The 13,565-nt window shown below is 46.8% G+C and carries 10 protein-coding genes; all 10 read right to left on the bottom strand.

All coding sequences use genetic code 11. From position 1 onward, the window contains the following. Positions 1-86 precede the first annotated feature (86 nt). The 10 genes from ACETK5_RS02175 to ACETK5_RS02130 all read right to left on the bottom strand — a co-directional run bounded on the left by ACETK5_RS02175 (position 87) and on the right by ACETK5_RS02130 (position 13,557). A complete protein-coding gene (locus ACETK5_RS02175; RefSeq protein ID WP_394057309.1) occupies positions 87-1,820 on the bottom strand; it encodes a sensor histidine kinase in 1,734 nt (577 codons plus the stop codon). Positions 1,821-1,913: 93 nt separating this feature from the next. Further along, positions 1,914-3,488 carry a response regulator transcription factor gene (locus ACETK5_RS02170; RefSeq protein WP_326114691.1) on the bottom strand — a complete coding sequence of 525 codons (1,575 nt, stop codon included), beginning with the start codon at positions 3,486-3,488 and terminating at the stop codon, positions 1,914-1,916. A gap of 71 nt (positions 3,489-3,559) precedes the next feature. Continuing rightward, on the bottom strand, positions 3,560-5,227 hold the full coding sequence (locus ACETK5_RS02165; protein WP_100538932.1) for an extracellular solute-binding protein: 1,668 nt from the start codon (positions 5,225-5,227) through the stop codon (positions 3,560-3,562). Between the two features lie 85 nt (positions 5,228-5,312). Continuing rightward, the gene (locus ACETK5_RS02160; protein WP_394054217.1) at positions 5,313-6,209 is read right to left on the bottom strand and encodes a carbohydrate ABC transporter permease; all 897 of its coding nucleotides are present in this window, start codon (positions 6,207-6,209) and stop codon (positions 5,313-5,315) included. A 31-nt stretch (positions 6,210-6,240) separates the two neighbouring features. Then, complete coding sequence (locus ACETK5_RS02155) at positions 6,241-7,197, bottom strand: ABC transporter permease (RefSeq protein ID WP_326097286.1); 957 nt, start codon at positions 7,195-7,197, stop codon at positions 6,241-6,243. A 601-nt stretch (positions 7,198-7,798) separates the two neighbouring features. Beyond that, positions 7,799-8,749, bottom strand: coding sequence for a 4-hydroxy-3-methylbut-2-enyl diphosphate reductase (locus ACETK5_RS02150; protein ID WP_100539512.1), 951 nt, complete (start codon positions 8,747-8,749; stop codon positions 7,799-7,801). A 52-nt stretch (positions 8,750-8,801) separates the two neighbouring features. Continuing rightward, entirely contained in the window at positions 8,802-10,259 is a 1,458-nt protein-coding gene (locus ACETK5_RS02145; RefSeq protein ID WP_394054216.1) for a sensor histidine kinase, read from the bottom strand. 1 nt (position 10,260) lies between these two features. Continuing rightward, on the bottom strand, positions 10,261-10,947 hold the full coding sequence (locus tag ACETK5_RS02140; RefSeq protein ID WP_100538935.1) for a response regulator transcription factor: 687 nt from the start codon (positions 10,945-10,947) through the stop codon (positions 10,261-10,263). A gap of 129 nt (positions 10,948-11,076) precedes the next feature. Next, positions 11,077-12,741, bottom strand: coding sequence for a S1C family serine protease (locus tag ACETK5_RS02135; RefSeq protein ID WP_394054215.1), 1,665 nt, complete (start codon positions 12,739-12,741; stop codon positions 11,077-11,079). A 162-nt stretch (positions 12,742-12,903) separates the two neighbouring features. Then, positions 12,904-13,557: a response regulator gene (locus ACETK5_RS02130; protein WP_127594961.1), complete on the bottom strand. Its 654-nt coding sequence runs from the start codon at positions 13,555-13,557 to the stop codon at positions 12,904-12,906. Between the last annotated feature and the right edge of the window lie 8 nt (positions 13,558-13,565).

Raw genomic sequence — 13,565 nt, 5'->3', positions numbered from 1 at the left:
TAACCGATAAAGTAAATATACAGAAAATATCTCCCCTCGTCAAGCCCATTCTTCAAGCCTGAACGATCGGGAGATATAGACCCCTGTTACATCAATGTTTTGCTGCGTCCTTCCGCTACGGTGCGCTTCACGAGGGGTATCACAATTCTTACCGTAGTCCCAATACCGGCACGGCTGAATAACGTGACCCCGTATTCGCTGCCATAATGAAGTTTGATTCGTTGATCCACATTCCGAATACCGTATCCGGCATTCGTAAGATCCTGCCCGCCTGTATTGTCCAGAACTCTGCCGGGCGGGAACCCGACGCCATTATCGATAATTTTAAACTCCAGGACGTCTTCCAGCACTCTGGCGGTAATTCGAACATGTATATAATCCCCGGTCCAGGCATGCTCCAGCACATTCTCGATAAACGGCTGCAAAATCAATTTCACAGTTTCATACCGGACCACTTCCGGCTCAAAATCATAAGTAACCTGCATCCGTTCGTCGTATTTAATCTTTTGAATGTCTACATACGCCTGAGCTTGTTCCAACTCATTCTTCACAGAGATGATATTCCGTCCATCATTAAGAGACAGACGATAAAACTTCGCTAAGTCCATCACCATGCGCTGCAGCTTGTCCAGCATCCCAAACCGCGCCAGACGGCTGATGGAGGATAGGGTGTTGTATAGGAAATGCGGATTAATCTGCGCATGCAGCGATTCCAGTTCCGCTTGTTTTTTCTGAAGGTCGGCCAGATACACCTCATTAATCAGCTTGCCGATATTGCTGCCCATATCATTCAGGGCTGAAGCGATATGTGTAAACTCATCGTTCCCCTTGAACTGAGCCCGTTTATGAAATGCACCTTCCTGAAAAGAATCCAGAACAGAAACGATTTTGGATACGCGTAAGCTGAAATACTTGGATATCACAATGCTGACTATAAAAAATATAGCAATGCAAATGAGGCAAATAAGCAGGGTGAGGTTCCGGATTTTCACCGTATCTTTCTCCACAATTTCTGCAGGAACGACAGCGATAAGATTCCAGCCGAGCACGGGAATCGGCTTACGAATAAGCAAGTCTCCATTATTGCGCAGCTCGTTCTCCTTAAACACGGTTGTCTGTACCCCGCCTGAGGAAAGAATGACTCTGCCTTGCGAATCCGACAAATATAACGCTGTCCCATCACCAATTTTGTTATAATCCATGCTTTCGAACATATCTTCTAAACTGACATTGATTCGCACGAATCCAATCTCCTGCAGCTGTATAGAACTGATGTCTATCAGCCTGCGCAAGAGCGAAATGCGACCGTTGCCCGCATCATTTTCAACCTGCTTCCATTCCAGCGTCGATCCATAGTTTTCCTCTTGGGGATAGAGCTTGTACCAGGTCTTATCCTCAAGACGCTCATACTGATATATATCAAATAAACGCGTGTTGGATTCAAGCGGATCAGAGTAACTATAATTATTATAAATTTCCCTTAACTCTTCATTCCGTAAATAAATAGACAACCAAACCTTGGAGTTCGCTGTATTGATCGCCGTTTCCAGCTTCGGAATCAGGACATTGACCATCGTATCGTAGCTAACCCATGTACTTTCTGAATAACGCAGCCGGTTATTAAAGGACGAATCAAAGTAGAGCATGTCGGAAACGCGGACAATGTCTTCCATTTTATACGAAATGTTATCACTCATTTGGTGCAGGGTACCCTGAATGTTATTATACGTTTGTTCTCTAATCGATTTGATAAATACCTGGTTCGCGATATTTCCTACAAGCAATACCGGTATGATGATGAATACACAGTAAGAAATCATTAATTTGAAGCCAAATGGGATTTTGACCCGGATACGCTCGAATTTCCCCGCCAAACCTAATCACAACCTCATTACAAGCGGTATAGTAGTATGTTAAGAGTGTTTACGCCTATACTCCAACGGTGTCATTCCATACATCTCTTTGAATTGACGACTAAAATAAGGCAAATACTGGTACCCCGTTTGAGAAGCCACTTCATATATTTTAAGTTTCGTGCTGACTAATAGTTCTCTGGCTCGCTCCATACGAAGCTTGATGACATAATCACTAAAATTATAACCGGTTTCTTCCTTAAACAGAACACCTAGATAGTTAGGCGAAAAGGAAAAACGGTTCGCCATATCTCGAAGCGTAATATTCTCGTGTACCCGCTCTCTTATATTATCAATAATTTCCTCAACAAGGCGTCCATTTTTGGACGATTTGCGAAATTTCAATTGCTCCGATATCTCAAACACTTTCATTCTTAACCACGAGAAAATATCGTCCATCGTTTCAAATTGCAAGAGTACATCGAGGTTTTTTAGTTCGATTCCCAGCATCCGAAACAGGTCTTCGTGCATGGTATGCAAATGCGCGTCCAACTTCAATATAATGTATACTCCAAGATTCCGAACCGTAAATTTGGAGCGGATATTGGATGCAAGCAGTTGTATGGCTTCGATTTCGTCGTGGATTTTGACGATCTCATAATTCGTCATAGCGGTAAATAAAGAGTCCAGCCTGAGATCGAGGCTTTTCGCGTCCTCCCGGTCCTCTGTCGGCACTTCGTTATAAAGGATCCATTTCCCTTTTCCACGGAACATTTTATAGTCAAGGGCCCCCTCTGCCATAACGTAGGACGGATGAAGTTCTTCAAGCCGATTCGCAGTCCCTCCCTCACCTACGGTCACGGTAAGGGGATACTCTTGACCTAGCGCCGTCAACAATGACTGAATCTCTTCCTTGCCTTTCGCCGTGTCCATGAGTATGGCCATCCGCTGGTCTGTTACCTTACAGATATGCCTGAATCCGCAGCTTTCCAGCTGCTTATGCAAACTCGTGAAGTACTGCTCATTTAACCCCCTCTGATTCTCAACCTCGTACTGATTGCTTCGCCATGAGCTGACATCATCCACTTCAAGTAATATCACTCGTACGGGCCAGTTTATCTCATGAAGTTGATATTCCCGCTTAATAATCCCCAGCATGGCACCGTCATAAGGCTTCTGGAGAATTTGCAGCAGATACTGATTTTTAAGAATCGGTACCATCAGCTGGTAAGCCCGTTCTGTTTCCTTACGATCATGGAGTCTGTCCAGCTCAAGCCGAACTTTTGTCAACTCTTCAATCAGCTCTTGGTCCTCCATGGGCTTCAGCACATAATTACAAGCGTTTAATGCGATTGCCTGTTTAACATAACTGAAATCCTGGTAACCACTTACGAAAATAACCTGTAATTCATCATGTATCTTCAGCGCTTTTTGCGCTAATTCAATACCAGTCATATTGGGCATGCGAACATCCGTCACGAGAATATCGATATCCTCTCGTTGTAGGACTTCCCATGCTGCAAATCCATTATTGACCGAATCAACCACGGTCATTCCAAGACTCTCCCATGGAATAAAGCTCCTCATGCCCTCTAGGTCCAGTATTTCATCGTCAGCCAGCAGCACTTTATAGATGGGTATCCTCTCCCCTAAATTTCGATAAGGGTATGCTGCGGATGCAGCATACCCTTTCGGTTTACGTTATTCTACTTTTGACCATTCATTTGAGCCAAGTTTTCTTGCCATTTCGTTGTTTTGAATGCAAGAAGCTTATCATATCCAGCTGCTTGAGCATCCGCTTCTGCTTTGTCCAAAACAGCCAATACTTCTGCATCGTCCTTCGCAAACAGCGCCTTCGCTCTAGCTTCTGTGTAGATATCTTCTACACGCTGACGGATAATACCTTCTTCACTTTCTGGGGCCGGATCAAGATTGATGAATTCCGTTGCATTCGCTTGCGTTTTCCAAGTTATTTCATACTGCCAACGAGTCGACCAGTTACGCTCTTCTTCTGGCAAGGTGCTTTCGTATTTCGCTTTTGCTGTATCAATAAATACCGTGTTTCCGTTCCACTGGAGGTTGGTTGTTTCCGCTTGCAACTTACCAAGACCTGCAGCATCCGTAACATATTTTTCAGTAAACTTAGGCGTTATACCATCTTCTTCATATCCATCCCAATATCCGCCTTCCGGTCCCCACATTAATAGTGTTTGACCTTCAGGACCTGTATACCAGTCCAGGAAAGCGAAGATCGCTTCAGGATTTTTTGCAGCTTTCGTAATAACGCTTACGTTCCAACCCAGTTGAGTATAGGTTCCTGGGAAGATTTTATTCTTATCCAGACCTTCCTTATGAATCGGCCAGATCATGAAATAACCGGCTTCCGGATCTTTTGCAACGAGTTCCGCATGTGCGTTCATTGCATTTTCAGTCGGGCTGGAAGCTGCATATACAGCAACGCGGCCTGTCATTACTTTTTCCTTGATTTGGTCAGCGGTTTGAGTCAATGCATCTTGAGAAATCAGTTTATCGCGGAACAACTTCGCTGCATATTGCATCGATTCGCGATATGTTGGATCCGTAAAGATCGAAGTCAGTTTATCTCCGTTAGGCACACCACGAATGGTAATCCAACGTGTCATTGCATCCTCTTTGAAAGCAGAGTACAACACATCAATCCCTTGTCCTTCAATACCTGGTTCATAAGGAACTACAGAGTTTCCGTATTTCGCCTTGACGGCTTCCAAGTATTTAGTCAAATCGTCCGTTGTTTCCAGCTTAGGCTCGCCAAGCTCTTTATAAATTTTGCTATTAACTACATACCCTGCATTTCCGTTCGGTTGACTGGTGTACCAGTTAGGGAATTGGTACAGCTTGCCATCCGGGGAACGAAGCATGTTGATTCCTGCCTCGCCCAACCATTCCTTCAGGTTCGGATATTTATCCAAGTAGTCATCGTAAGGTACGAGCATGCCGTTCTCTCTCAATTTTTCAACATCCGATCCTCGCTCCAACCAAATAACATCAGGAAGCTCGTCGGAAGCAATCATCGTGTTGAATTTTTGTTGAGCATTACCTTGGGAGTTGACCGCTTTTACATCAACTTTTTTATTCTCTTTAATCCACTTCGTTGCGGCATCTTCTCCCCATGTAGGCATGGTGTACCAGTCATAGTGTCCATAAAAACTAAAATCAAGCGGTTGCTCACCCAGTACAAATTTCTCCGATACTGCTTCGGTTGGCGGTGTGCTGGTTCCATTGTCGCTAGGAGTCGGGTTAGCAGTCTTAGTACCACCGCTGCATGCTGACAGCATTAAAGCCGCTGCTAACAACGCAGTAACCGATGTGGCCAAAGATTTTTTTCTGAGCCTCATTCTCTAATTTCCCCTTTCAAAATTCCCCTTGATATTTATGTCTAAAGCTAAGCTTCAAACAACAGGATGGCTTGCCATGCATGTGCTACTCTTTCAACGATCCTACCAGTACTCCCTTAACAAAATGTTTCTGTACAAAAGGGTATACCATGATGATCGGAACGGTAGCGACAATCATTGTGGCCATGGATAAAGATTTCGTGGTCACACTCTGCATTCGAGATAAAGCGGCCTGAGATGCCGAGTCCAAATTACTCATCTGCTCAGACATAATGTTGGAATTCAGTATTTGACGTAATATGGTCTGAATGGGCAGCAATTCTTCTTTATTGATGTAAATACTCGGTAAGAACCATTCATTCCAATGAGATACTGCCGTGAACAAAGATAATGTTGCAATAACCGGACCGGACAGCGGCAGGATAATCTTAAAGAAGATACCCCAATTGCCCGCCCCGTCAATTTTGGCCGACTCTTCCAAGCCATTAGGCAAACCTGCAAAGAAGGTACGGAATATAATCATGTTCCATACACTTACCAAACCAGGAATAATGAATACCCAGAAAGAATCCATCAAGCCCAGACCACGAATCAGCATGAAGCTTGGTATCAAACCACCACCGAAATACATGGTGACTATACACATAATCATGTAATATTTCCGACCCATCAGTTCGCGTTTGGTCATGCCGTATGCGAAGATGGAGGTCACTAGAATGGAAGATATGGTTCCCTCGATCGTACGGGCTACCGATATTCCGAAGCCATTCAGCAGGCGTTTATCCTGAAATACGATATTGTAGTTTTCCAAAGTGAAATCCCTCGGCCAGAATGTGACTCCCCCGAGCGACGTATCGGCTCCTGAGTTAAAGGAAACCACAAGAGCGTTCCAAAAAGGATAAAACGTCACAAAAGCCAAAAATGCCAGAAAGATATAAATCATGATCATCATGAAACGATCACCGAATCCTAAACGCACCAAGTCTAACCGCTCCCTTCATCACCATGTTCGTTTACCATAGACTGTTACCCGATCTGCGTGCGATCACGTTAGCAATTGTCAGAAGCATCACGCTGATTACCGCTTTGAACAAGCCTACAGCCGTTGCATAGGAGAACCTGGAGTTTTCAATACCGATCCGGTAAACATAAGTATCAATTACGTCGGAAACCTCTCTTAACACAGGGTTCTTAGCCAAGAGCAAAATATCCTCGAAACCTGCAGTGAGCAGATTACCTATTGCAAGAATCATAAAGATGATAACAACAGGCATGATGGATGGTAACGTAATCGTGAATATCTGTCTGAATTTGCTCGCACCATCCATATCCGCCGCTTCGTACATATGAGGATCCACTCCCGCAACTGCGGCCAAGTAAACGATGGAGGAGAATCCGATTTCTTTCCAAACTCCTGTGGTTACCAGGATCGCCCAGAAGTATTCAGGAATGGATAGGAAATTAATCGGTTCTTTAATCAAATTCATTTTTTCCATCAGTATGTTTATGCTTCCGTTATCGGTAGAAAGCAAGGAAACCACAAACCCTGATACGATAACCCAGGATAAGAAATGGGGTAAATAACTGACGGTCTGCACCAATCTCTTGAAGAACAGATGTCGAACTTCATTCAGCATCAACGCAAGCAGGATTGGAGCTGGAAAGCCAATCAAAAACTTGAGTAAGCTGATAACGATGGTGTTTCGCATCACGTTCATAAACTCTGGAGACTCAAAGAACATCCGGAAATGCTTCATCCCTACCCAAGGGCTGTCTCCCATGCCTTTGAAGATATTAAAATCCTGAAACGCCATCAGAATACCGTACATCGGTATATAACTGAAAATAAAAATGAGTGCGAGAGCGGGAAGTACCATTAACTGAATATCCCACTGTTTAAAAAAGCGAATGAATCCATTGTCTCTCTTCCGTTTTGGAACAGTTTCCTGTTCTACGGATATTTGCGCCATGTCCAACCCCCCGTGTGTTCTATGCCATGAAGTTTACCTGATGTCTAACATTGTAGAATAAATGATCCCATATAAACATTTGCCTATTCAACGAAAAATGATATTATTCAATTGAAAAATGAAACGCTTACAGGGCATGGGATATTCACGGGGTTATGAGAGTCCCTAAAAAGGAAGCTTTAACAGGCCAGATTATCTAACTTCACCCTCCCGATATTTAGTCTGAGGCATAGAAAATCCCCTTGCGTCAATAGTGTCAGGTTCATTTCACATGAACGGTTGTTCCACCATTCACCACAAGGGGAGAGTTTCAATTAGCTCTATTTGGCTAAGCCATTCATAGTATCATCAACATTTAGCTGAACGCTGCTGTGCTGGTATGTTATAAACCATTTTCTGTAATGTCAATGGGCTGGAACCCCTAATATATCATAGGTGATCATGAAAATGATATTAATCAATGAATAACAGTGGCGTATATAATTCCAAGCAAGAGGCCCTGTGGTATAACGATGGCTGGTTAATACTAAGGAAGCACCGATATCAACAAAAAAATACAACCGTCACGACCAAATCCGACGGTTGTATTTAGAAAAGTCTCTTATGACTTGCTCTTCACCCGTACAGGTGGAAGCAATTTATTCATATTCACCGTACGCTTGATCTCCCAAGTGTCCGGCTGATCATGTTCATACTGTTCCAGATAGGCAATGACTTCTTTGGTAATTGGAGTCGGTGTGGATGCCCCCGATGTCACTGCCACTTTGCCTACGCCTTCAAGCCATTCCCGTCTGAGTTCCGTCACATCGCCAATGCGGTGAGCCGGTACGCCGGCTATCTCTTCGGATACCTGGGCAAGACGGTTGGAGTTATTGCTGCGCGGGTCGCCAACCACGATGACCAAGTCCGCCTGACCGGCTTGCTCGGCTACCGCTTCCTGCCGGACTTGCGTTGCAAGACAAATTTCATTGTGAATCTCCGCTCCAGGGAATTTATCGAGCAGACTCTTCATGATATGCTTGATATCCCATTGACTCATCGTGGTCTGGTTCGTAATGATGATTCGGGATGATTTTACCTGAAGCTGTTCAATTTCTTCTTCCTTCTCGATCAGATGCACATGTTCCGGTGCGATCCCGATAGCCCCTTCCGGCTCGGGATGCCCCTTCTTCCCGATGTAAATGATCTCATATCCGTCGGCTACCTTATCCCGGATCAAATCATGGGTTTTCGTCACATCCGGGCAAGTGGCGTCGAGCGTGGTCAATCCTTTATCCCGTGCAAGCTTGCGTACTTCGGGAGAGACCCCGTGTGCGGTAAAGATTACGGTTCCGCTCTCCACCTGGCTCAGAATTTCCATTCGATTCGGACCGTCCAGGGTAATGATGCCTTCGTCTTCAAAGGATTGCGTGACATGACTGTTATGCACAATCATGCCCAATATATAAATAGGCCGAGGAAGATCCAGATTCTGCGCCGCCTGACGCGCCAAGACCATGGCGTCGACGACACCGTAACAATAACCTCTCGGTGATATTTTCAAGACTTCGATGATCCCCACCTGCTTTCCGTAGTAATACATAAGCGATCTAGTCTATTATAACCTATTCCAGAGGAGGAGCAAAGACGACGGGGAGCCAGACGATAAAGGTGCTGCCTTCCCCTCTTCGGGTGACGACCTCGACAGAGCCCTTATGCTCATCGATGATCCATTTGGCGATGGACAGCCCGAGTCCGGTTCCGCTCGTGATGCCTCTCGACTGATCCGCACGGTAGAAGCGTTCGAATATGAACGGAACCTCATCCTTATCCATGCCGATCCCCGTATCCGAAATCCGCAAGCCCACCTGACCCTTGTACAGGACGACATCCAGGCTGACTTCACCCTCCGGCGTATACTTGAACGCATTCTCGATAAAGATGAACAGCATCTGTTGCAAGTAGTCCTTATTTCCTTCTACATAGACACCGTTCAAGACAGACAGCTCTCCAACATGCCACTCAGCGGTTTTATCGAGGAAATGAGCGCGCCGTGCGACCTCTTCAACCAAAGGCTGCAGAGGGACCGGATCCAGTTCAAAGGTCTGGCCGGTATCGGCCCGTGCCAGAGACAGCATGTCGTTCACCAGTCTGCTCATCCGCTTCGCTTCGTCGGAAATATCGCCCACCGCTTCAACCGAGATCTGTTTAATCGTTTCTTCGTCCATATTCGCTCTTTCACCAGGGGCTTCCGTCCACATCTTATGGAGAAGATCCACATTCCCCCGGATGGTGGTCAGCGGCGTTCGGAGTTCGTGGGAAGCATCCGATACAAACCGGCGCTGTGCCGCATAGGCATCCTCAAGCTCTTTGTAAAAGCTCTCCGTCCTCTCGAGCATCCCGTTAAACGTCCCGATTAATTGACCAATCTCGTCCTCTGGCCCATCATATTCGATTCGTACGCTGAGGTCAGTCCCCTTCTGAATCTGCTCGGCCGCCTCCGTGACCTTGCCGATCGGTTTCATGGATTTGCGTGCCAGGAACAAGCCTAATGTTGAGGCAATGACAAGTGTTGCTGCGGATCCCATGATGAGGATGGACTGGAGTCGGTCCAGGGTTTGCTCGATGGTTCGCGTACTTACTCCGATCTGAAGCCATCCGAATAATTTCCTTGAGTTCGTTTCAACGACCGGGGATTCGTATACAAGGAAGGATGCCCCCTCGAAAGAAAAACGTTTAAACTCTCCGGGTTTGTTCATACTTAATGCTCTTTCTACAGTTGGATTTTCAAATTGCAAACCACTGAACTCCATATTGCCAGATCTCCAGATGGATCCATTATAGAAAGTATAAAGCTGAACGTATAAATCAGCTGCCTCCATATTAAGCGCGGAGGAACGATCCGGTAGAAGAGCAACAGACGAGGAGGTGTAACCAATCTTATTTGCTTCCTGTACCAACCGCTGTTTTAACTCCTCATACGTATACAAATGAACAAAGCCATACACCGCCGAGCTGAATATCAGCAGTGTCACGAATAAAATGCCGGTATACCATGCTGTCAGTCTTAACCGAATGGACATGCTAGTTATCTCCTCTTAAAATATAGCCGGCTCCGCGGATCGTCTGGATCAGCCGTTTACCTCCATGTTCCTCGGTCTTCTGCCGGAGCATGGCGATATAAACCTCCAGCACGTTGGACTCCCCGCTGTAGTCATAGCCCCATATTTTATCCATTATTAAATCGCGGGACAGCACCCGCTTCGGATTTTGCATAAACAGATGCAGCAGCTCAAATTCCTTCGCGGTGAGCTCCAGTCTCTGCCCGCTGCGAATAACTTCCCTTGCATCCGTATCCATCACGAGATCCTCGAAGGTCAGTCGGTGGTTAGATGAATCATCACCGGTTTTACGGCGCAGCAAGGCCCGTACGCGGGCAAGCAGCTCCTCCAGGGCGAAGGGTTTGACCAGATAATCATCTGCTCCGGTATCCAGTCCCTTTACCCGATTCTCCACTTCATCCTTCGCGGTCAGCATCAGCACAGGTACTGTGCTTCCGCCTTCCCGGAGTCTGCGCAATGCCTCAAATCCATCGACTTGAGGCATCATCACATCCAGAACGACAACATCCGGCTCCTCACTCAATATCACCTTCAAGCCTTCCGCTCCGTTGGATGCGGTCAGGACGTCATAGCCCTCAAACGCAAGTCCCCTGCGCAGCATGGAAATAATCTTCTCATCATCATCTACAATTAATATCCGGGATCGCATAGCGGCATCTCCTCTATCTTCTAGCGTTATATTTAATACGACGTTACAATCCCATTATATCGGTCGCCTCAAGGACAAGACAAGCGGAAGGGAACGGTCCCTTCCGCTTGTTGTCACGCCTATCCAGGGTTACGGTTGTTGTTGCTGTTGTTGCTGTTGTTGCTGTTGTTGCTGCTGTTGGGTTAAATCGAAATCGTTCTTATCACCGATCGTCAGCGGCAGGTCAATGTTCTTGCCGTTACGAACCACATTCAGCGTAATTTTGTCTCCAACCTTCTTCGATTGAATCAATTCAATCAGATCCTGCGAGGTCGGATATTTCGTCCCGTCCACGCCCACAATGATGTCATATTGACGCAGGTCTGCTTCATAAGCCGGCGAACGGAATACGACGCTGTCAACGTAGGATCCTTCCGTTACGTCGGTACCGAGGGACTGGGCAATTTGCGGAGTGACCGTCCCCAGGCTTGCCCCGATAAACGGAGCCGGTTCTTTCGGAATTTCCTCATTGTTCTTCAGGTATTCCACAACTTCCTTGATCGTGCTGGACGGAATCGCAAACCCGATCCCTTGCGCTTCCGCGCTGACGGCTACGTTCATCCCGATAACCTCACCCTTCAGATTGAGAAGCGGTCCGCCGGAGTTACCCGGATTAATCGAAGCATCGGTTTGCAGAAGATGCTCGTAATTACGATCATCCTCACCATTGGTTCCTTGAATATCGATCTCGCGTTCCTTCGAGCTAAGTACGCCTGCGGTTACCGTGTGTTCAAAACCGTGCGGGTTACCGATGGCTACAAGCCATTCACCGACTTTCAGCGAGTTGGAGTCGCCTAGCTGCACCGATGGAAAATCGGCCCCTTCGATTTTAAGTACGGCCAAATCGAGCTCATAACTAGAACCGAGCAGCTTCGCTTCATACGGCTTTTTGGTACCCTGTACCGTCACTTGAATCACATCGGCACCATGGATCACATGCTCATTCGTCAAAATGTATCCGGACTTCTCAAAGATGAAACCCGAGCCGATGCCGGAAGGCTGAAGCTGGGATTCCTGGCCTCCGTTGTTGCTGCTTCCACCGTTTCCACTGTTTCCGCCATTGCCTTCCTGACTCGATTGACCCCCGCCGAAGAAGTACCAGAACGGATCATTCATGTTCGGATTCGTATTTTGGCGATTGCTGCTGTTTACAAGCGTCTCGATCAGCACGACGGCTGGACTTGCCTGGTCCACAACCGCCGATACATCGCCCGGATTCGAAGGAATCATGGCCGATGCCGTAGTAGCTCCGCCGTTATCATCGACTTTCGCTGAGGTTTCTTGGGCTGGCTCTGATGAATACGCCGCATCAGGCGTAAACAGGTTCGTGCGGTCAGCGGCAAACATCAGGCTCGAAATGACAAGGACACCTGCCAAGAAGGACAACAGCACCGTCTTCACGGAATTTTTAGGCTTCTGGCTGTAGTTCCATTCTTTGTTTCTTTTCATCGAATCCATAGACCCGCCGCCCCCTTGGCTTCCGGAGGAATGTGACTGCGAGAAACCGGAGGATGGAATCGGTTTGACAGGCTGCGGAGCGGTAACTTCCACTTCCTGCGATTCCCGACTCTGATATGGCTGCTCTGTCTGCTGATCATCGCGTTCGCTGGGTATGGACTGGAACGGTCCGTAAGAATAGTAATAAGACGAATTCTTCGTGGATGCTTCCTCACGTCTCGGTGCTTCATTGTTATTCGACTCGTTGTTCATTCCCTCATCATCCGGATACCCGTAGCGCTTTCTTTGGTCGTCCATAGGTCTACCTCCTATTTAAAATCACTTGCTTCCAAGTGGTTTAATTGATTAACTGTTCTTATTGTGTACTATAAACCTTAATAGTACCTTAAAAACAATTAAAAGGCAGATAAAAAGAAAGCTAAGGCCGCGTCAAGGGGAAATCTGATCCGAACGGAGTCGCTATATTTTCACCCATCCCTTACGGTGGGCATAAATCGCCAATTGCGTGCGGTCTTCCAGCTCACACTTCATCAGCAAATTGCTGACATGGGTTTTGACCGTTTTGATGCTGATATGCAGTTCTTCGCCGATCTCTTTGTTGCTCTTGCCTTCGGCAATGAGCAGCAGCACTTCTTTTTCGCGCTCGGTAAGCCCGGAATCGTCGCCGTTCACCATATGTCGGCGGATCCCCCGGGTGAGTGCTTCCGACACGTCTTTGGTCATGACCGGCATGCCCCTGAACGCTCCCTGAAGGGCGTAAATGAGCTCGTCGGCCGAAACGGTCTTCAGTACATAACTGACAGCCCCCGCCTCAATGCACTCAACCACAAGCTCGTCTTCGAGAAAGCTGGTCAGAATCACGATCCTCTGGTCCGGGAACTCGGACATGACCGCACGCGTGGTCTCCGCCCCGTTCATCACCGGCATCATCAGATCCATCAGAATGAGATCCGGCCGGTCTGCCTCATCCCCATTTCTTAACATATCAACGACCTCTTGGCCGTTTGCCGCCTCTCCAATCACTTCAAATCCCGGATCCAGCGACAAATACGTTTTTAATCCCATACGAACCATATCATGATCATCCGCCAGCAATATCCGAATTGTACCCATAATGATGA

It is taken from the genome of Paenibacillus ilasis, assembly GCF_043195395.1.
GTDB lineage: Bacteria > Bacillota > Bacilli > Paenibacillales > Paenibacillaceae > Paenibacillus_AQ > Paenibacillus_AQ lautus.
Note: the sequence above shows the minus strand (reverse complement) of the source record. Positions and strands in the feature narration are given on the sequence as shown.

What these genes read in the sequence shown, in the direction of transcription:
- ACETK5_RS02175 (WP_394057309.1), bottom strand. Translation starts at nt 1,820, where the DNA reads ATGATTTCTTACTGTGTATTCATCATCATACCGGTATTGCTTGTAGGA.
- ACETK5_RS02165 (WP_100538932.1), bottom strand. Translation starts at nt 5,227, where the DNA reads ATGAGGCTCAGAAAAAAATCTTTGGCCACATCGGTTACTGCGTTGTTA.
- ACETK5_RS02155 (WP_326097286.1), bottom strand. Translation starts at nt 7,197, where the DNA reads ATGGCGCAAATATCCGTAGAACAGGAAACTGTTCCAAAACGGAAGAGA.
- ACETK5_RS02145 (WP_394054216.1), bottom strand. Translation starts at nt 10,259, where the DNA reads ATGTCCATTCGGTTAAGACTGACAGCATGGTATACCGGCATTTTATTC.
- ACETK5_RS02140 (WP_100538935.1), bottom strand. Translation starts at nt 10,947, where the DNA reads ATGCGATCCCGGATATTAATTGTAGATGATGATGAGAAGATTATTTCC.
- ACETK5_RS02135 (WP_394054215.1), bottom strand. Translation starts at nt 12,741, where the DNA reads ATGGACGACCAAAGAAAGCGCTACGGGTATCCGGATGATGAGGGAATG.
- ACETK5_RS02130 (WP_127594961.1), bottom strand. Translation starts at nt 13,557, where the DNA reads ATGGGTACAATTCGGATATTGCTGGCGGATGATCATGATATGGTTCGT.